Origin of the sequence: Halodurantibacterium daqingense (assembly GCF_042666235.1) — a bacterium.
Taxonomy (GTDB): domain Bacteria; phylum Pseudomonadota; class Alphaproteobacteria; order Rhodobacterales; family Rhodobacteraceae; genus Halodurantibacterium; species Halodurantibacterium daqingensis.
The window spans coordinates 46,612-62,638 of record NZ_JBHTFQ010000013.1 but is presented as its reverse complement, the minus strand read 5'-3'; the positions used below and the strand labels follow the sequence as shown (position 1 = coordinate 62,638).

Sequence of the window (16,027 nt, the reverse complement as noted above, 5' to 3'; positions counted from 1 at the left end):
AGGAAAAAAAGCAATAAATCAAATTCTTGACCGTCAGCACGGGGTGGATGCCCCGCGGATGCCGGAGTCCACCGAGAAGCCAGCGGATCCAGCCGCGTCGGAGTCCAACTGCGAATACGTCCGAGCGCCGGCCGGCGGTCCCTCGACTGTTAGCGGTTCGGCCCCCGCACCAGAAGCTCGAGTGCCTGGTCAGCAAGGTTGCGGGTGAGATCTCCTGCCGGCATCGCGCGGGACAGCCCCGCGGACTGGCCCGACCAGAGCGACATGAAATCCTCCGATCCTTCGGGCTCGGAGGCTGATCGCAGCGGTGCGAGCGCACCTCCCGCCAGCGGGAACTGCGGCGCCTCCGGCGCGATGGGGCCCACCTCTCGCATGATGCGATTGACGATGCCGCGGGCCGGCCGGCCGGTGAAGACGTTCGTCAGAGCCGTCTCCCGATCAGAGCCGGCGGCAAGGGCGCGACGATGTGGCTCCGCGATGGTGGCCTCCGGCGTGAACAGATAGGCCGTCCCGATCTGCACCGCAGAGGCGCCCAGCATGAAGGCCGCGGCGATCCCGCGCCCATCGGCGATACCGCCGGCCGCGATCACCGGCACGCGCACGGCATCGACGACCTGTGGCACGAGAGAGAGCGTTCCGATCTGCGTGGCGACGGTGTCGGTGCGGAACATGCCGCGGTGCCCGCCCGCCTCGTACCCTTGGGCGATGATCGCATGGCAGCCCCGATCCTCGAGCCAGCGCGCCTCGTCCACCGTGGTGGCGGATGACAGGATTCGTGCGCCCGTCGCGGCAACCCGATCAAGAAGCGCCCCCTCGGGCAGCCCGAAGTGGAAGCTGACAACCTCGGGTCGCAACTCCTCGACCATGTCGCAGAAAGCGTCGTCGAACGGTGCCCGGTTCGACGCCGTGGCGGGCGCCTCGGGATCCAGGCCGAGTTCGCGGTAATAGGGCGCGAGTCTGCGCTGCCAGGCGGCCTCCCGTTCGCCGTCGGGTGCGGGGGCCTCGTGACAGAAGAAATTGATGTTGATGGGGCGTGTGGTCTTCTGGCGAAAGATGCCAAGCTGGTTGCGCAGCTGGTCCGGCGTGAGCAGTGCGCAGGGAAGCGATCCGAGCCCGCCTGCTTCGGCCACCGCAACGGCCAGATCCGATAGTCCGGCGCCTGCCATCGGGGCCTGAATGATTGGCAGGTCGATCCCGAGCATCTGCATGACGCGCTGATCCGGCCACATTGGCTGCACTCCATACTGGTGGCTGTGATGCGCAGAGTATCGCGGTTCTTGAGGCCCAACGGAACCCCATCCCGACCCAAAGCTGCGTCCGTGCTCACCGGCGCTGATCGTAACTCGTTTTCAGGAGTGACTGATGACCCTCTCCTTCGCGCCTGAGCGGATCGAGCACTGGCCGCTTACGCGCCTCCAACCCTACGCGAAGAATGCGAAGGTGCACGGCCCCGAGCAGGTTGCGAAGCTCGCCGCCAGTATGGCTGAATTCGGCTGGACGGTGCCCTGCCTCGTCGGCGAGGACGGCGAGCTGATCGCAGGACACGGGCGTGTGCTGGCCGCCACGCAGCTGGGGCTGACCGAGGCGCCGGTCATCGTGCTGGGCCATCTGACCGAGGCGCAGCGCCGGGCCTATCGTCTTGCTGACAATAAACTGACGGAACTCGGAACTTGGAACGAGGCACTGCTTTCGGCCGAGCTGAACGAGTTGCTGGCCGAGGATTTCGACCTGTCGCTCGTCGGCTTCTCGGACGGCGAGCTCGACAAGCTACTGGCCTACGTCGCGGAAGACGACGGTGAAGAAGGTGGCGCCGGGAGCTCCGTGCCTCCGGTGACCATCCCCGAGCCGCCGCGCAACCCGGCATCGCGCACGGGCGACCTGTGGATTCTCGGCGACCACCGGCTGCTCTGCGGCGACTCGACCAGCCACGACGACGTGCGCCGCCTAATGAACGGCGAGCGCGCGATCCTGTTTGCGACCGACCCTCCGTATCTCGTTGACTATGACGGCTCGAACCACCCGACCCGCAACAAGGACTGGTCGCAGTCCTACGGCGTGACCTGGGACGACAGCAGCCAGGGCGCGGACCTCTACGACGGTTTCATCGCCGCCGCCGTCGCCGAGGCAATCACCGAGGACGCCGCCTGGTACTGCTGGCACGCCTCGCGCCGCCAGGCGATGCTCGAGGCCTGCTGGGAAAAGGCGGGCGCCTTCGTCCATCAGCAGATCATCTGGGTGAAGGACCGGGGTGTCCTGACCCGGTCGCACTACCTCTGGAAGCACGAGCCCTGCTTCATGGGCTGGCGCCGTCCGAACCGCCCGCCGAAGGTCGCCGAGCAGACGTTGCCCTCGACGTGGGAGATGCCGTCCTTCGCCAAGGACGAGCGCCCCGACCATCCGACGCCGAAACCGCTCGACGCCTTCGGGATCCCGATGCGCCAGCACGTCGCCCGAGGCGGCCTCTGCTATGAGCCGTTCTCGGGCTCGGGCTCGCAGATCATGGCGGGCGAGGCCAACGGCCGCCGGGTCTTCGCGATGGAGATCAGCCCGGCCTACATCGACGTCGCGGTCGAACGCTGGCAGACCGAGACCGGGTGCGACGCGATCCTCGATGGCGATGGTCGGACCTTCGCCGAGGTGAAGGCCGAGCGGCTGGGCGACAAGGCCGATGCCGCCTGATGGCCGTCTACTACAACGATGCCGACCCCGCGGCCTGTGCATGGCTGCGGGAGTTGATCGCGGCCGGGCTGCTGCCAGATGGCGATGTGGACGAGCGTTCCATCCTCGACGTCGAGCCCGCCGACCTGCGCGGCTTCGCGCAATGCCATTTCTTCGCCGGAATCGGCGGCTGGCCCTACGCACTGCGCCTCGCGGGCGTGGCCGAGAGCCTGCCGGTTTGGACCGGCTCGCCGCCCTGCCAGCCCTTCAGCCAGGCCGGGCAGCGCAAGGGACAGGACGATGACCGCCACCTCGCCCCGGCCTTCCTGCGGCTCGTCGCAGCCTGCCGCCCGGAGTTCGTCTTCGGCGAGCAGGTCGCGAGCGCGGCAGTGCTCGGACCGGTTGGCAGAAAGTCTCGCGCGGCAGTTGAGGGCCCGGCTGGCTGGGCGTGGTTCGACGCTCTGGCGGCAGACCTGGAAGCGGCATCTTACGCCGTCGCGGCGGCCGATCTGCCGGCTGCGGGCATCGGCGCGCCGCACATCCGCCAGCGCCTGTTCTTCGGCGCCGTCGCCTTGGACGCAGTCACTCGCGGGTTGGGCGACGGCCTCGGCGAGGGATCACAAGGACGGATCGGAATGCCGGTCGGTGCCGATCAATGCGCTGCTCGGCCGACAGGTCTGGCTGGCGGGTTGGCCGACGGCGATGGCGGGCTCGCCCGCCACGAAGCGATACAATGCGGCCGGCAACACCGATGCGAGCCGCAGGACGGTGAAGCTGGTGGACTGGTCGATGGCGCCGACCCTGCCGGGGCCAATGCGACGGACGGCGTCTGGCGAGATCCGGACTGGCTCCTCTGCCGGGATGACCGATGGAGGCCCGTTGAGCCCGGAACATTCCCGCTGGCTGATGGGATACCCGGCCGCATGGGCCTGCTGCGGGGCTACGGCAATGCGATCGTGCCGCCGCTCGCAGCGGAATTCGTGACGGCGTTTCTGGAGAGCCTGCGATGAAGCAGAGCCGCATCATGTCGATGGCCGAGGCGGCGGCAAACGTTGTCGTTGGCTACGTTTTGGCCGTCGCCACGCAGATCATCGTGTTCCCGTGGTTCGGGATCGAGACGGGGCTCACCGAACATCTGACCATCGGCCTCGCCTTTGTCGGCGTCTCGCTGGCGCGCGGCTACCTGCTGCGTCGCGTGTTCGAGGCGATCCGGATGCGGAATGTAGAATGAAGAACCGCCGCCCGGCGTTGGGCGGCGGCAACTGTCCGTTTCGGTGCGGAGCGTCAGTCACGGATGGCGTAGACGCGCCCCCTTCCGTCGACTTTGTCGGAGGTAATGGTCAGGCCCAGCTTCTTTTTCAGTGCGCCGGACATTGCACCCCTCGCGGTATGCGGCAACCACCCAGTAGCGGCTACGATCTCGTCGAGGGTGGCTCCTTCTGGCGCGCGCAGCATGGCGATCAGGGTGGCCTGCTTGGTGCCCTCACGCGGCGTGCGCGTCTTGGGCGCGGCCTTCGGTTCGATGGGGGTGTCCGGCGCGGGCTCCTCGATTGGCGCGACCGTCGCACCCGCAGGCGCGGGGTTCGCGTCCTCGGGCTCGATGCCGATGGCGGCGAGACCTGCGTTGGTGGCGACCAGCGTGACGCCGTGTCCGTCGCCGGTCTCGCGCCACATGGGTTCGCCCTTGCGCAGGTCGGCGTCGACCTCTTCGAGGAAGCCCTTGGAGAGCATCGCGCCGACCACCTTGGTGGCGGCGCCGCCGCGCAGGCTGTCGGGCAGCGGCAAGGCGATGCGGTCCTCGCGCTGTGCGGCGGCGCCTAGGATTATGGCTTGGGTGTCGGAAAGCTTGGTCATGGGGTCGTCTCCGTATTCGGGCCCGCGTCATGCGGCGCCTTCTACGACCCCGAGCCGCGCAGGGCGCGCGGCAGGAGTTCCGGCCGCGCCGGAGATCAGCGGGCGTGCTCGCCCTCGCCGAAGGCGCTGTCGGTGATGCGCTTCAAGAGGCTGGCGTAGTGTTCGAGGGTGCCGACCATCGCCCAGCCCGCCTCGTCGGGGGCGCAGTTGAAATGATCGTCGCTCAGCGCCTGCAGTCGGGCGAGCATCTCGTCGATTTCGGCCTTCTTGCCGATGAAGGCCGCGAGCGCGGCTTCCTTGTTCCTGCGCGCCTTCTCGGCGCGGAGTTCGTGGCGCGGGGTGGTGATCGGGTTCAGGCGCGTGGTCATCGTTGTGGCTCCGTGGTGAGTTGCATCGTCCTTGTGGGATCGACGTTCGCTCCGGTGGCGCGGCTTATCAACTCGATAAGCAACTGACTTTGAATGATAATCGGGGCTGGCGATGCAGGGCATGAGCGAGCGCCAGTACGCCGCCCATGTCGGGCTGTCGCGCGGCGCGATCCAGAAGGCGAAGGCCGCCGGCCGGCTCGTCCTGCACGAGGATGGCAGCATCGACGCCGCGGCTTCGGACAAGCAGCGTGCAGAGACGACCGACCCGTCGAAGACCCGCAAGCCGCCCGCGCCGAAGCTGAAGCCCGTGCCCGAGGCCGCCGTCGCCGCCGTGGGCGACACGCTAAGAGAACAGGGGCTGTCCACCCCGGCCCTCGGTGGCGGTACGACGTTCCTGCAGGCCAAGACCGCGAACGAGGTGCTGAAGGCGCAGGAGCGGCGTATCCGGCTCCAGAAGCTGAAGGGGGAGCTGGTCGACCGCGCCCGGGCGGAGACGCTGATTTTCCGGCTCGCGCGCGACGAGCGCGACGCATGGGTGACCTGGCCGGCGCGCGTCGCGGCGCTGATGGCCTCGGAGATCACCGCGGCGCTGGGGGACGGGTGCGAGGTGGAGGCGGCGCTGATACAGAAGGTTCTGGAGGCCCATGTCCGCGCCCAGCTCGACAGCCTCGCGGAGATCCGACCCGGGCTTGGATAACGATGTCATCGGGTTCGACGGCGCCGCCGCGCTGATCCGCGCCTGGTCGCGGGGCCTGCGTCCCGACGCGGATCTGACCGTCTCCAGCTGGGCGGACCTTCACCGGAAACTCGCCTCGCGGGCCTCGGCCGAGCCGGGGCAGTACCGGACCGCGCGCACGCCCTACATGCGCGAGATCATGGACCGGCTCTCGCCCGGCGATCCGACCCAGCGCATCGTTTTCATGAAGGCCGCGCAGGTTGGCGCGACCGAGGCCGGCAACAACTGGATCGGCTTCGTCATCCACCAGGCGCCGGGGCCGATGCTCGCGGTCCAGCCGACGGTGGAACTGGCCAAGCGGAACTCGCGCCAGCGCATCGACCCGCTGATCGACGAGAGCCCCGAGCTGCGGGAGCGGGTCAAACCGGCCCGGTCCCGCGACGCGGGCAACACGATGCTTTCGAAGGAGTTCGCGGGCGGCATCCTGATCATGACCGGGGCGAACTCGGCGGTGGGGCTGCGGTCCACCCCGGCGCGTTACATCTTCCTCGACGAGGTCGATGCCTATCCGGCCTCGGCCGACGAGGAAGGCGATCCGGTGACGCTGGCCGAAGCGCGCTCGCTGACCTTCGCCCACAGGCGCAAGGTGTTCCTTGTCTCGACCCCGACGATCCGGGGGCTGTCGCGCATCGAGCGGGAGTTCGAGGCGTCCGACCAGCGGCGCTACTTCGTGCCGTGCCCGCATTGTGACGCGATGCAGTGGCTGAGGTTCGAGCGGCTGCGCTGGGAAAAGGGGCGGCCGGAGACGGCCGAGTATCTCTGCGAGGGCTGCGACGCGGCAATCGCCGAGCACCACAAGACGAGGATGCTCGAGCGCGGCGAGTGGCGTGCGACCGCCACGGCCACCGATCCGGCGACGGTCGGCTACCACCTCTCGGCGCTCTATTCGCCGGTGGGCTGGCTCAGCTGGCAGCGGATCGCGCGGGCACATGAGGCGGCACGGGGCAGCGACGAGGCGATGCGGGCGTTCCGGAACACCATCCTCGGCGAGACCTGGATGGAGACCGGCGAGGCGCCCGACTGGCAGCGGCTGGCCGACCGGCGCGAAGCGTGGTCCCCGGGCACGGTCCCTGAGCGCGGCTTGTTCCTGACCGCGGGCGCCGACGTCCAGAAGGACCGGATCGAGGTCGACGTCTGGGCCTGGGGCCGCGGGCTGGAAAGCTGGCTCGTCGATCACCTTGTGCTCGAGGGCGGCCCCGGTGATCCGGCCTGCTGGCAGCAGCTGACGGATCTGCTCGGACGGACTTGGACGCACGCCTCGGGGCAGCTGCTGTCGCTCGCCCGGCTCGCGATCGACACGGGCTACGAGACCAGCGCGGTCTATGCCTGGTCGCGCCAGGTCGGGTTCGCGCAGGTTGCGCCGGTGAAGGGTGTCGAGGGGTTCACCCGGACGAGCCCGGTGACCGGGCCGACCTATGTCGATGCCACCGTCGCCGGCAAGCGGCTCCGGCGCGGGGCCCGGCTCTGGACCGTGGCCACCTCGACCTTCAAGGCCGAGACCTATCGCTTCCTGCGGCAGGACCGGCCGACGAGGGAGGAACAGGCGGTGGGCGCTCTGTGCCCGCCCGGCACGATCCACCTGCCGGACTGGGCGGACGGCGAATGGGTCAAGCAGCTGACCGCCGAGCAGCTGGTGACGGTGAAGGGCAAGCGTGGCTTCACGCGGCTCGAATGGCAGAAGCTCCGCGAGCGCAACGAGGCGCTGGACACCCGGGTCTATGCCCGCGCGGCCGCGTGGATCCTCGGGGCGGATCGCTGGCCGGAGGCGCGGTGGGCCGATCTGGAGGCCCAGCTCGGTGTGGCGAAGCAGGACGGGCCAACGGACGGTGCGGCAACGGTGCCGTCCGGCCCGACACGAAAGACGCCGCGCCGGCGCACGGTGCGCTCGAGCTACATGAGGTGATCCATGGCCACGGCCGCAGAGCTCCGCGCCCGCCGCGACGCGCTGACCGCGCAGCGGTCCTCGGGGGTGGCTCGGGTGAGCTATGACGGCAAGACCGTGGACTATCGGAGCGTGGCCGAGATCGACCGGGCCATCGAGGCGCTGGATCGCGAGATCGCCGCGGCCGAGGGGCGTCGGATTGTCCGGCAGCTGCGCGTGACGACAGCAAAGGGGCTCTGAGCCATGGGCCTCTTCGACCGTTTCCGCCGCCGCGCCCCCGGCGGTCCCGCGTCCTCCGGGCTTACGCGGCTCCCCCGGAGCCACGGTCCCTCTGGACTGCGCGCCCGTCTCGAAGGCGCCATGGCGAAGCGGCGGCTGCGCGGCTGGAACCCGCCGCTCGAGAACATCAACGCGCTGGTCGCCTCGGGCGGCCCGCGGCTGCTGGCTCGGTCTCGCGAGTTGGTGGTCACGAACGGCTATGCCACCAACGCCTGCGAGGCCTTCGCCGCGAACCTCGTCGGCGACGGGATCAAGCCGTCCTCGTTGATCGGGGACGCGGATCTCCGCGACAGGGTGCAGCGGCTCTGGCTCGCCTGGACCGACGAGGCCGATGCGGACGCGTTGACCGACTTCTACGGCCTGCAGGCCATGGTCGCGCGCGAGATGTTCGTCGCGGGCGAATGCTTCGTCCGGCTGCGTCCCCGTCGCGCAGAGGATGGGCTGCTGGTCCCGGTGCAGCTGCAGCTTCTACAGTCGGAGATGCTGCCCTTCGAGAAGACGGAGACGGCGGGAAACGGCAACCGCATCCGATGCGGGATCGAGTTCGACGGGATCGGCCGGCGCGTGGCCTACCACTTCCGCCGCCGCCATCCGGGCGACAGCACCGACCAGGGGGCGGACATTCCGGAGACGGTGCGCGTGCCGGCGGCCGACGTGCTGCACATCTACCGGCCCATCGACGCGGGCCAGATCCGGGGACTGCCGCATATCGCACCCGCGATGGTGCGGCTGTTCCTGCTCGATCAGTACGACGACGCCGAACTCGACCGGAAGAAGACCGCGGCGATGTTCGCGGGCTTCATCACCAAGACCGCGCCCGAAGAGCCCATGATGGGCGAGGCCGAGGCGGATCTCGACGGCGCCGCCATTGCGAGCCTCGAGCCCGGCACGATGCAGGTGCTGCTGCCGGGCGAGGATGTGAAGTTCTCGTCGCCGGCGGATGTCGGCGGCGGCTACGAGGCGTTCCAGTACCGCACGCTGCTGGCGGTCTCAGCCTCGCTGGGGCTGCCGTATCACCTCGTCACCGGGGATGTGCGGCAGGCGAACTACTCGTCCCTGCGCGCCGAACTCGTCGAGTTCCGCCGCCGCATCGGCCAGCTGCAGCACGGCGTCATCGTGCACCAGCTCTGCCGTGCAGTCTGGCAACGCTGGTTGGAGACGGCGGTGCTCTCGGGCGCGCTCGACGCCGATCCGGCAGAGGTGCGACCGGTGCAGTGGATTCCGCCGCGCTGGGACTGGGTCGATCCGTTGAAGGACATCCAGGCGCAGGTGCTGGCGATGGAGGCCGGCATCACCTCGCGGCGCAAGGTGGTCGAGGCCACCGGCTACGACGTCGAGGAAGTCGACCGCGAGAACGCCGCCGACGCCGCGCGCGCGACGGGTCTCGGCCTGCGCTACCGCACCAGCCCCGGCGGGACGCAGGGCGCCCGCGCGACGCCGGCGACCCGGGCCGAGCCCGGCGACGGCGCCGGCAACAACACGGATGGCGGCGCCGACGCGACCGATCCGGCCACCGAACAGGAGTGACGACATGGCAAACTGGTATGCGATCCGCGCCCGGGGGACCGGTGCGGAAGTGGCGATCTATGACGAGATCGGCGCCTACGGGGTCTCGGCGAAGGGTTTTCTGGCCGAACTGGGCGCGTTGCCTGAGGGCACGCCCGTCGATCTGCGGCTCAACAGCCCCGGCGGGTCGGTCTTCGACGCAGTCGCTATCCACAACGCGCTGAAACGGCACGCGGGCCCGGTCACGGTCTGGATCGACGGCATCGCCGCCTCGGCTGCCTCCTACATCGCGATGGCGGGCGACGAGATCGTCATGCCGGAGAACGCCTTCCTGATGATCCACGACCCCGCCGGCCTCGTCATGGGCACGGCCGAGGACATGCGCGCCATGGCCGAGGCGCTCGACAAGGTGAAGGGCAGCCTCGTCTCCGGCTATGCCGCGAAATCCGGCCGGACGCCGGAAGAGGTCTCCGCGCTCATGGCCGCCGAGACATGGTTCGACGCGTCGGACGCCGTGGCGCAGGGCTTCGCCGACCGGCTGATCGAGCCCGTCCGCATCGCCGCGAACTTCGACATTGGGCGCTTCCGCAATGCGCCGCCTATCCTGGTCGACGCTATCGAAACCGAGCTGGAGCTCGATGACGAAAGCGACTGCGTCGAGATCGAAGCGGACGAGGACACCGACGAGGCCGCCGAAGGCGATCAGCTTTCTGATGTCGAAAACGAGCAGGCCGCCGCCGCCGACACCGCTCAGCCTCCGGCCGAGACGCCACCGCCCAGCGGCGCGCCGCCGGATCCTGCCGTGATCCGGGCCGAGGCCATTGGCCACGCCCGGGCCGTCATCGATCTCTGCCGCCTTGCCGGCCAGGCGCAGATGGCCGGCCGTTTCCTCGAAGAGGACGCGAGCCTCGATGAGGTGCGCACCGTGCTCCTCGCCGCCAGGGCCGAGGCCGAGCCCGAGATCGCACCCCATCACCCGCAGCCCGGCCGCTCCTCGGCCGCGCGCCCCTGGGGCGAGATCGTCGCCCGCACCTTCAAGCTGAAAGGATGACACCATGACCACGCTGGTCGAAGGCACCCACCCCGGCGGCTTCCTCGTCTGGGAAGCCTTCCGCGACTACACCCGCGAGACGATCACCGTCGCGGCGGGCACGCATCAACCCGGCACGGTGCTCGGCAAGATCACCGCCTCGGGCAAGTATGCCGCCCACGACCCCGCGGCCGTCGACGGCACCGAGACCGCCGTCGCCGTGCTCTGGGGCAAGGCGGATGCGTCCGGTGGCGATGCGCTGGCCGTCGCCGTCGTCCGCGGTCCCGCCATCGTCAACCGCCACGACCTCGTCTTCGCGGGCACGCCCAGCGAGGGGGAGATCGCGGCCGCACACGCGGCGCTCCTCGCCGCGGGCATCCTCGTCCGCTGACCCAATCCCGACAGGAGGCATCCAAATGGCCACCATGGACATCTTCGAAGGCGATGCCTTCACCATCGTCGAGCTCACCCGCGCGCTCGAGAACATCCCCTACAAGCCCGCGCTGCTCTCAGGATCGAACCTCTTCAGCCCGCGCGGCGTGCGCTCCCGCACCGTCGTCATCGAGAGCCGAGACGGCACATTGTCGCTGATCCCGTTCTCGGAGCGCGGGTCGGCCTACGAGCAGCAGGTCCCGGACCGGCGCGAGATGCGCGCCTTCGTCTGCCGCCAGTTCAAGAAGCAGGACGTGCTCTGGGCCTCCGAGATCCAGTCCGTCCGCGACTTCGGCTCGGAGAGCGCCACCCAGCAGGTCCAGACCGAGGTGGCGTACAGGCTGCGCAAGCTCCGCCAGGACGCGGAGACGACCTTCGAGTATCACCTCCTGAACGGCATCCAGGGGCTGGTGAAGGACCCGAAGGACCACGCCACGGTGGTGAACTACTTCACCGAGTTCGGCATCTCTCCGGCGGCCGAGATCGACTTTGACCTCGATAACGCAAGCCCGGCCTCGGGGGCGCTGCGCAAGCGCTGCCAGGCGCTGATCGAGAGCGTGGAAGAGTCGATGGGCGGGCTCTCCGCCGGTGCGGTGCAGGTCCGGGCCGAATGCGGCTCGGCCTTCTTCGCCGATCTCGTGGCCCACAAGGAGGTGCGCGAGACCTATCTCAACACCGCCGCGGCGGCCGACCTGCGGGGCCGGGTCGCCGACGAGGTCAGCTTCGGCGGCATCACCTTCCGCCGCTACAGGGGCGGCGTCGGCTTCGGCGTGCCGACCGACAAGGCGTACTTCTATCCGGAAGGCATCGAGGGGCTGTTCGAGATCTATTACGCGCCCGCCGACACCTTCGAGACGGTCAACACCCTCGGCCAGCCGCTCTACGCACGTACCATCCCCGATCGTGATCGCGACGAGTGGGTGCGGCTGGAGATCGAGAGCAATCCGCTGCCGATCTGCACCCGCCCGCAGGTGCTGCGCAGCGCGCGGCGGACCTGATGTCCGCCTTCGCGGTCGCCCTCAGTGCCCTCTTCGCCGATCCGAACATCGGAAGGGATGCCGTCTACATCGCTGACGGCGGCGCGCCCGTACTGGTGCGCGTCGTCGCCCGGCGTGCTGACGCCGTCACCGAGTTCGGCGATGCCCGGCTCTGGTCCGAGACGACCCGCATCGATCTGCTGGTCGCAGAGGTGGCGAACCCGCGCCCGGGCGACAGGCTCGAGATCGACGGCGACGCCTTCCTGGTCCAGGGCGAGCCCGTCCGCGACCGCGAGCGGCTAGCCTGGACTGTGTATCTGATACCTGCATGAAGCTGAATCTCGACATCGATCCCGACATCGTCGCGATGATGCAGGCGGAGATCACGGCCGGGGAGCGCGCTGTCACGGCCGCCATGCGCAAGGCCGGGACCGGGCTGAAGACCGCGTGGCGGTTGCAGATCACCGGCGCGGGCCTTGGCACCCGGCTCGCCAACTCGATCCGGAGCCAGACCTTCCCGAGGTCGGGCGAGAGCCTCGACGCCGCGGCGCTGGTCTGGTCCAAGGCGCCGGTGATCGTCGGTGCCCATGACACCGGTCCGCTGATCCGCTCGAAGAACGGGTTCTGGCTGGCGATCCCGCTGCCTGCCGCAGGCAAGTCCCTACGCGGCGGCCGGATCACGCCCGGCGAATGGGAGCGCCGCCGTGGCCTGCGCCTGCGCTTCGTCTATCGTCGCACCGGACCGAGCCTGCTGGTGGCGGAGGGCCGGTTGAACACGAAGGGCCAAGCGGTGGTGTCGCGCTCGAAGACCGGGCGCGGAAAGGTCACCGCGCCGATCTTCCTGCTGGTACCGCAGGTCAAGTTGCCGAAGCGGCTTGATCTGGCGAGGGATGCCGAGCGGGCGCACGACGCGGTGCCGGGACTGATCGTGGCGAATTGGGTGGAGGCGAAACTATAGTCGGACGCGCCGGAAAAAGGATCTGGAGCCCTGACAGGCCCCGTCTATCTCGGCGGCCGAGAGATCGTATTCTGGTCCTGATGCCGCCTGCACGATCCGGCGCCCGAAGCCCGGTGACCGGCGTGGCCTCACGTGGCCACCCGCAAATCGGCCCGCGCGTCGCGGATGATCGACCACGAGGATTGCAGAAACAGCCCGGCGATCACTGCCGCTACAACGAGGTCGGGCCATGCCGTGTTAGTCCAGGCGACCAGACCCGCTGCCACGACGACCGCTGCATTGCCGATGGCGTCGTTGCGCGAGAACAGCCAGACGGCCCGAACGTTGGCATCTCCGGCCCGGTGGGGCAGCAACGGCAGAACGGCAACCACGTTGACCACGAGCGCGATCACGGCGAACAGGCCCATCAGTTCAGCTTCAGGCTGCTGCTGAACCAGTACGCGGTAGGCCGTGTTGGCGAGGACCCCGAGACCGAGCGCCCCGAGAAACAAGCCTTGGATCAGAGCGGAACGGGCTCGCCAGACCAGGCTCCAGCCGATCGCCAGAACCCCAAGGAAGGTGATCAGGCCATCGCCGAGGAAATCGAGCGCATCGGCTTTCAGGGCCTGCGATCCGGAAATGAAGCCGCCAACCATCTCGATGAGGCCGTAGCCCACGTTCAGCACGATCACGATCCACAGCGCACGCCGGTAGGCCGGGGTGATATGGCTCAAGTCCTTCGGAAGATCGTCGATGTCTCCCTCGTGATCAGCTTCGGGTCCGCCCAGCCGATCCAGTCGGTAGCCGATGCCCGACACCGCACGCTCCACTTCGGGCAGCTGCAAACTCAGGTCGGATACATGCACCGTCATGATCTGCGTGGCAGTCGAGACCTTCACGTCCTCGACCCCGGCCGACCGCACCGCCTTCTCGATCTTCGCGGCGCATGACGGGCAGTCCATGCCGGTGACTCTGTAGCGCGCGTGCTCAGCGTTGCTCATTGTGGCCGTTTCGCTCATTACGATCTTCCGTGGACAGACGAGGCTATATATCATTGCAGACTGATATGTCGAGCGAGACCGGAATCCTTCAGCAGGCTGATGCTCAAGTCGTCGAGTTGCGGGCGAAGCTTTTCCGCGGCTTGGCTGACTTCTCGCGCATGTCGATTTTGGCCGCTCTGCGTGACGGCCCGCTTTCGGTTGGGGAGATCGTTGGCGCCACCGGCCTGTCGCAGTCGAACGCCTCAAACCACCTGCGGTGCCTGAGCGAATGCGGGCTGGTTGTCGGAGAACCGGACGGTCGGTTCGTCCGGTATCGGTTGAGCGATCCGCGCTTGGACGATCTGATGAGGCTGGCCGACGACCTCCTGGCCGGGACCGCTCGGGGCGTTGACTCGTGCGAGAATTTCAAAGGAACGGGCACGGTCTGATCGACGGCGGACGTCCGCCGTCGTTGGCCTACGATCAAGACCGGGCGACGACGCCCGGTGCTGTGCCATTCGGATTTTCTTCGGTGACATCATGCCCAGTACACGCGAGGCCACGCTGGCGGCGCTGCACGCACGTCTTTTGACGGTGCCTGCCACAACCCTGCGCGGCGAGGTTCTGTCCGAGCGCGTGCCCGCCGCCGGGCTCCTGATCCTGCGGGACGGCGAACCGGGCGAGCCGGAGGTGACGCTCTCGCCTCTGCGCTACCACTACCAGCACCGCGCCGAGATCGAGGCGGTGGTCCAAGGCGCCGATCGGGACGCCGACTTCGACAGGCTGACCGCCAGCATTGGCGCGGCGCTCGCCGCCGACCGCACGCTTGGCGGGCTCTGCGACTGGGTCGAGGCGGAAGCCCCGCGCCCCGTAGACCTGCCGGTCGAGGGCGCGGCCAGCCTGAAGGCCGCCGTGATCCCGGTGGTGCTGCACTATTCCACGGCCGACCAGTTGGCCTGACCCCAACCGACCACAGGAGACGAACATGGCACGAGCCCAGGGGGCGCGGGCGCTGATGGCGCTTGCGTTCGAGACGACCTACGGAACGCCGCCCGCCAGCGGCTTCACCCGCATGCCTTTCGCCAGCACCTCACTGGGTGCGGAGCAACCGCTGCTGAACTCCGAGCTGCTGGGCTACGGCCGCGATCCGCTGGCGCCGATCAAGGACGCGGTGACGGCCGATGGCGATGTCGTGGTGCCGCTCGACGCCGAGGCCTTCGGATTCTGGCTGAAAGCAGCCTTCGGCGCGCCCACGACCACGGGTGTGGATGCCCCGTACACCCACGAGTTCCAGTCAGGGTCCTGGACGCTGCCCTCGATGTCGATCGAGACCGGCATGCCGGAGGTGCCGCGATACGCGATGTATTCCGGTTGCGTGCTCGACCAGATCACATGGCAGATGCAGCGCTCGGGGCTCCTGACCGCCACGGCGCGGCTGGTGGCACAGGGCGAGACGGTGGGCACGACGACCAGCGCCGGGACGCCCGCCGCGCTGGAGCTCAAGCGCTTCGGCCATTTCAACGGGGCGATCACCCGCAACGGCTCGGCCCTCGGCAACGTGGTCTCGGCCGAGATCACCTATGCCAACAACCTCGACCGGATCGAGACCATCCGCTCGGACGGCCGTATCGACGGCGCGGACCCGTCCATCGCGGCGCTGACCGGCCGGATCGAGGTCCGCTTTGCCGACCAGACGCTGGTGACGCAGGCCATCAACGGCGAGGCCTGCGAGATGGAATTCTCCTACGTCCTGCCCTCGAGCGAGAGCTTCACCTTCACCGTGCACGCCGTCTACCTGCCGCGCCCGCGCATCGAGATTTCCGGACCGCAGGGCGTGCAGGCGACCTTCGACTGGCAGGCCGCCCGCGACGGCGTCGTCGGCCGGATGTGCACTGCAACCCTCGTGAACGACGTGGAGACGTATTGATGCTGACGCTCGACCTGACGAACGCGCCCCGCTGGCATGACCTCGCGCCCGGCGTCCGGGTGCAGCTGCGCCCGCTGACCACCGCACTGATGGTGGCGACACGCAGCGATCCGGCCGTCGAAGCGGTGCCCGAGGAGGCCTCGGAAGAGGAACGCGCCGTCGCCTTCGCCAAGGCGCTGGCGCGGCGGGCGGTGCTCGCCTGGGAGGGCATCGGCGATGCGGAGGACAATCCCATCGATCCGAGCTCGGAGGCCATCGACGCACTGCTCGATATCTGGCCGATCTTCGAGGCCTTCCAGCTGACCTACGTCTCCAAGGGCCTGCTGCTGGAACAGGAAAAAAACGGCTCCGCGCTCTCGCCGAATGGTCCTTCGGCGGGGGCGAGCGCTACTGCGAAGCCTGCGCGCACGCCTGCCCGGACTGCCCGGCGCGACTGAACCGTCCGGAAACGCCGGAGGGTT

Annotated in this window: 20 protein-coding genes; 16 read left to right on the top strand and 4 right to left on the bottom strand. The window is 68.8% G+C overall.

The window, feature by feature from the left end; genetic code table 11:
• Positions 1-149 precede the first annotated feature (149 nt).
• Positions 150-1,229, bottom strand: coding sequence for an NAD(P)H-dependent flavin oxidoreductase (locus tag ACFQXB_RS18125; protein ID WP_119000836.1), 1,080 nt, complete (start codon positions 1,227-1,229; stop codon positions 150-152).
• Between the two features lie 133 nt (positions 1,230-1,362).
• Between ACFQXB_RS18125 and ACFQXB_RS18120 the strand changes: the two genes are divergently transcribed.
• From ACFQXB_RS18120 to ACFQXB_RS18110, 3 genes are read left to right on the top strand one after another with little or no spacing between them, the layout of a single operon-like run.
• Complete coding sequence (locus tag ACFQXB_RS18120) at positions 1,363-2,679, top strand: site-specific DNA-methyltransferase (protein WP_119000837.1); 1,317 nt, start codon at positions 1,363-1,365, stop codon at positions 2,677-2,679.
• Positions 2,679-3,668, top strand: a complete 990-nt coding sequence (locus ACFQXB_RS18115) for a DNA cytosine methyltransferase (RefSeq protein ID WP_119000838.1) — start codon at positions 2,679-2,681, stop codon at positions 3,666-3,668. Before ACFQXB_RS18120 ends, ACFQXB_RS18115 begins: the two co-directional genes overlap by 1 nt.
• Positions 3,665-3,889 (top strand): DUF7220 family protein, encoded by a 225-nt coding sequence (locus ACFQXB_RS18110; protein ID WP_119000839.1) that lies wholly within the window; start codon positions 3,665-3,667, stop codon positions 3,887-3,889. The genes ACFQXB_RS18115 and ACFQXB_RS18110 overlap by 4 nt, the downstream gene beginning before the upstream one ends.
• A 53-nt stretch (positions 3,890-3,942) precedes the next feature.
• Here ACFQXB_RS18110 and ACFQXB_RS18105 read toward each other — a convergent pair whose 3' ends face one another.
• On the bottom strand, positions 3,943-4,512 hold the full coding sequence (locus tag ACFQXB_RS18105) for a DUF3489 domain-containing protein (RefSeq protein ID WP_119000840.1): 570 nt from the start codon (positions 4,510-4,512) through the stop codon (positions 3,943-3,945).
• Positions 4,513-4,607: 95 nt separating this feature from the next.
• Positions 4,608-4,880 (bottom strand): hypothetical protein, encoded by a 273-nt coding sequence (locus ACFQXB_RS18100; protein WP_036751164.1) that lies wholly within the window; start codon positions 4,878-4,880, stop codon positions 4,608-4,610.
• Between the two features lie 112 nt (positions 4,881-4,992).
• Between ACFQXB_RS18100 and ACFQXB_RS18095 the strand changes: the two genes are divergently transcribed.
• The 9 genes from ACFQXB_RS18095 to ACFQXB_RS18055 all read left to right on the top strand — a co-directional run bounded on the left by ACFQXB_RS18095 (position 4,993) and on the right by ACFQXB_RS18055 (position 12,680).
• Positions 4,993-5,577, top strand: a complete 585-nt coding sequence (locus tag ACFQXB_RS18095; protein WP_377406625.1) for a hypothetical protein — start codon at positions 4,993-4,995, stop codon at positions 5,575-5,577.
• Positions 5,525-7,519, top strand: a complete 1,995-nt coding sequence (locus ACFQXB_RS18090; RefSeq protein WP_377406623.1) for a phage terminase large subunit family protein — start codon at positions 5,525-5,527, stop codon at positions 7,517-7,519. Before ACFQXB_RS18095 ends, ACFQXB_RS18090 begins: the two co-directional genes overlap by 53 nt.
• Before the next feature lie 3 nt (positions 7,520-7,522).
• Entirely contained in the window at positions 7,523-7,738 is a 216-nt protein-coding gene (locus ACFQXB_RS18085) for a phage head-tail joining protein (RefSeq protein WP_036731884.1), read from the top strand.
• A gap of 120 nt (positions 7,739-7,858) precedes the next feature.
• Entirely contained in the window at positions 7,859-9,304 is a 1,446-nt protein-coding gene (locus ACFQXB_RS18080; RefSeq protein ID WP_119000877.1) for a phage portal protein, read from the top strand.
• A 4-nt stretch (positions 9,305-9,308) separates the two neighbouring features.
• Positions 9,309-10,334 (top strand): head maturation protease, ClpP-related, encoded by a 1,026-nt coding sequence (locus ACFQXB_RS18075; protein WP_182442328.1) that lies wholly within the window; start codon positions 9,309-9,311, stop codon positions 10,332-10,334.
• A 4-nt stretch (positions 10,335-10,338) separates the two neighbouring features.
• Positions 10,339-10,704 carry a head decoration protein gene (locus ACFQXB_RS18070; RefSeq protein ID WP_119000845.1) on the top strand — a complete coding sequence of 122 codons (366 nt, stop codon included), beginning with the start codon at positions 10,339-10,341 and terminating at the stop codon, positions 10,702-10,704.
• Between the two features lie 25 nt (positions 10,705-10,729).
• On the top strand, positions 10,730-11,743 hold the full coding sequence (locus ACFQXB_RS18065) for a major capsid protein (protein ID WP_119000846.1): 1,014 nt from the start codon (positions 10,730-10,732) through the stop codon (positions 11,741-11,743).
• On the top strand, positions 11,743-12,054 hold the full coding sequence (locus ACFQXB_RS18060; RefSeq protein ID WP_036731877.1) for a head-tail joining protein: 312 nt from the start codon (positions 11,743-11,745) through the stop codon (positions 12,052-12,054). The genes ACFQXB_RS18065 and ACFQXB_RS18060 overlap by 1 nt, the downstream gene beginning before the upstream one ends.
• The gene (locus ACFQXB_RS18055; RefSeq protein WP_377406620.1) at positions 12,051-12,680 is read left to right on the top strand and encodes a DUF6441 family protein; all 630 of its coding nucleotides are present in this window, start codon (positions 12,051-12,053) and stop codon (positions 12,678-12,680) included. The genes ACFQXB_RS18060 and ACFQXB_RS18055 overlap by 4 nt, the downstream gene beginning before the upstream one ends.
• Before the next feature lie 128 nt (positions 12,681-12,808).
• Here the strand turns inward: ACFQXB_RS18055 and ACFQXB_RS18050 are convergent, their stop codons facing one another.
• Entirely contained in the window at positions 12,809-13,678 is an 870-nt protein-coding gene (locus ACFQXB_RS18050) for a cation transporter (protein WP_013654509.1), read from the bottom strand.
• A gap of 47 nt (positions 13,679-13,725) precedes the next feature.
• On the opposite strand from ACFQXB_RS18050, the gene ACFQXB_RS18045 reads away from it, so the two are divergent.
• The 4 genes from ACFQXB_RS18045 (at position 13,726) to ACFQXB_RS18030 (ending at position 16,003) form a co-directional block, all read left to right on the top strand.
• Positions 13,726-14,088: an ArsR/SmtB family transcription factor gene (locus tag ACFQXB_RS18045; RefSeq protein ID WP_119000848.1), complete on the top strand. Its 363-nt coding sequence runs from the start codon at positions 13,726-13,728 to the stop codon at positions 14,086-14,088.
• A gap of 91 nt (positions 14,089-14,179) precedes the next feature.
• Positions 14,180-14,599: an acyl-CoA transferase gene (locus ACFQXB_RS18040; protein ID WP_119000849.1), complete on the top strand. Its 420-nt coding sequence runs from the start codon at positions 14,180-14,182 to the stop codon at positions 14,597-14,599.
• A 25-nt stretch (positions 14,600-14,624) separates the two neighbouring features.
• A complete protein-coding gene (locus ACFQXB_RS18035) occupies positions 14,625-15,566 on the top strand; it encodes a phage tail tube protein (protein ID WP_377406617.1) in 942 nt (313 codons plus the stop codon).
• Positions 15,566-16,003, top strand: coding sequence for a hypothetical protein (locus ACFQXB_RS18030; protein WP_377406615.1), 438 nt, complete (start codon positions 15,566-15,568; stop codon positions 16,001-16,003). Before ACFQXB_RS18035 ends, ACFQXB_RS18030 begins: the two co-directional genes overlap by 1 nt.
• Positions 16,004-16,027: the final 24 nt, after the last annotated feature.

Excerpts from the sequence above, each read along its gene's own strand:
- ACFQXB_RS18040 (WP_119000849.1), top strand. The coding sequence starts at position 14,180 with ATGCCCAGTACACGCGAGGCCACGCTGGCGGCGCTGCACGCACGTCTT.
- ACFQXB_RS18085 (WP_036731884.1), top strand. The coding sequence starts at position 7,523 with ATGGCCACGGCCGCAGAGCTCCGCGCCCGCCGCGACGCGCTGACCGCG.
- ACFQXB_RS18065 (WP_119000846.1), top strand. The coding sequence starts at position 10,730 with ATGGCCACCATGGACATCTTCGAAGGCGATGCCTTCACCATCGTCGAG.
- ACFQXB_RS18045 (WP_119000848.1), top strand. The coding sequence starts at position 13,726 with ATGTCGAGCGAGACCGGAATCCTTCAGCAGGCTGATGCTCAAGTCGTC.
- ACFQXB_RS18110 (WP_119000839.1), top strand. The coding sequence starts at position 3,665 with ATGAAGCAGAGCCGCATCATGTCGATGGCCGAGGCGGCGGCAAACGTT.
- ACFQXB_RS18070 (WP_119000845.1), top strand. The coding sequence starts at position 10,339 with ATGACCACGCTGGTCGAAGGCACCCACCCCGGCGGCTTCCTCGTCTGG.
- ACFQXB_RS18100 (WP_036751164.1), bottom strand. The coding sequence starts at position 4,880 with ATGACCACGCGCCTGAACCCGATCACCACCCCGCGCCACGAACTCCGC.
- ACFQXB_RS18055 (WP_377406620.1), top strand. The coding sequence starts at position 12,051 with ATGAAGCTGAATCTCGACATCGATCCCGACATCGTCGCGATGATGCAG.
- ACFQXB_RS18060 (WP_036731877.1), top strand. The coding sequence starts at position 11,743 with ATGTCCGCCTTCGCGGTCGCCCTCAGTGCCCTCTTCGCCGATCCGAAC.
- ACFQXB_RS18120 (WP_119000837.1), top strand. The coding sequence starts at position 1,363 with ATGACCCTCTCCTTCGCGCCTGAGCGGATCGAGCACTGGCCGCTTACG.
- ACFQXB_RS18125 (WP_119000836.1), bottom strand. The coding sequence starts at position 1,229 with ATGTGGCCGGATCAGCGCGTCATGCAGATGCTCGGGATCGACCTGCCA.
- ACFQXB_RS18035 (WP_377406617.1), top strand. The coding sequence starts at position 14,625 with ATGGCACGAGCCCAGGGGGCGCGGGCGCTGATGGCGCTTGCGTTCGAG.
- ACFQXB_RS18115 (WP_119000838.1), top strand. The coding sequence starts at position 2,679 with ATGGCCGTCTACTACAACGATGCCGACCCCGCGGCCTGTGCATGGCTG.
- ACFQXB_RS18075 (WP_182442328.1), top strand. The coding sequence starts at position 9,309 with ATGGCAAACTGGTATGCGATCCGCGCCCGGGGGACCGGTGCGGAAGTG.
- ACFQXB_RS18095 (WP_377406625.1), top strand. The coding sequence starts at position 4,993 with ATGCAGGGCATGAGCGAGCGCCAGTACGCCGCCCATGTCGGGCTGTCG.
- ACFQXB_RS18090 (WP_377406623.1), top strand. The coding sequence starts at position 5,525 with ATGTCCGCGCCCAGCTCGACAGCCTCGCGGAGATCCGACCCGGGCTTG.
- ACFQXB_RS18080 (WP_119000877.1), top strand. The coding sequence starts at position 7,859 with ATGGCGAAGCGGCGGCTGCGCGGCTGGAACCCGCCGCTCGAGAACATC.
- ACFQXB_RS18050 (WP_013654509.1), bottom strand. The coding sequence starts at position 13,678 with ATGAGCGAAACGGCCACAATGAGCAACGCTGAGCACGCGCGCTACAGA.
- ACFQXB_RS18105 (WP_119000840.1), bottom strand. The coding sequence starts at position 4,512 with ATGACCAAGCTTTCCGACACCCAAGCCATAATCCTAGGCGCCGCCGCA.
- ACFQXB_RS18030 (WP_377406615.1), top strand. The coding sequence starts at position 15,566 with ATGCTGACGCTCGACCTGACGAACGCGCCCCGCTGGCATGACCTCGCG.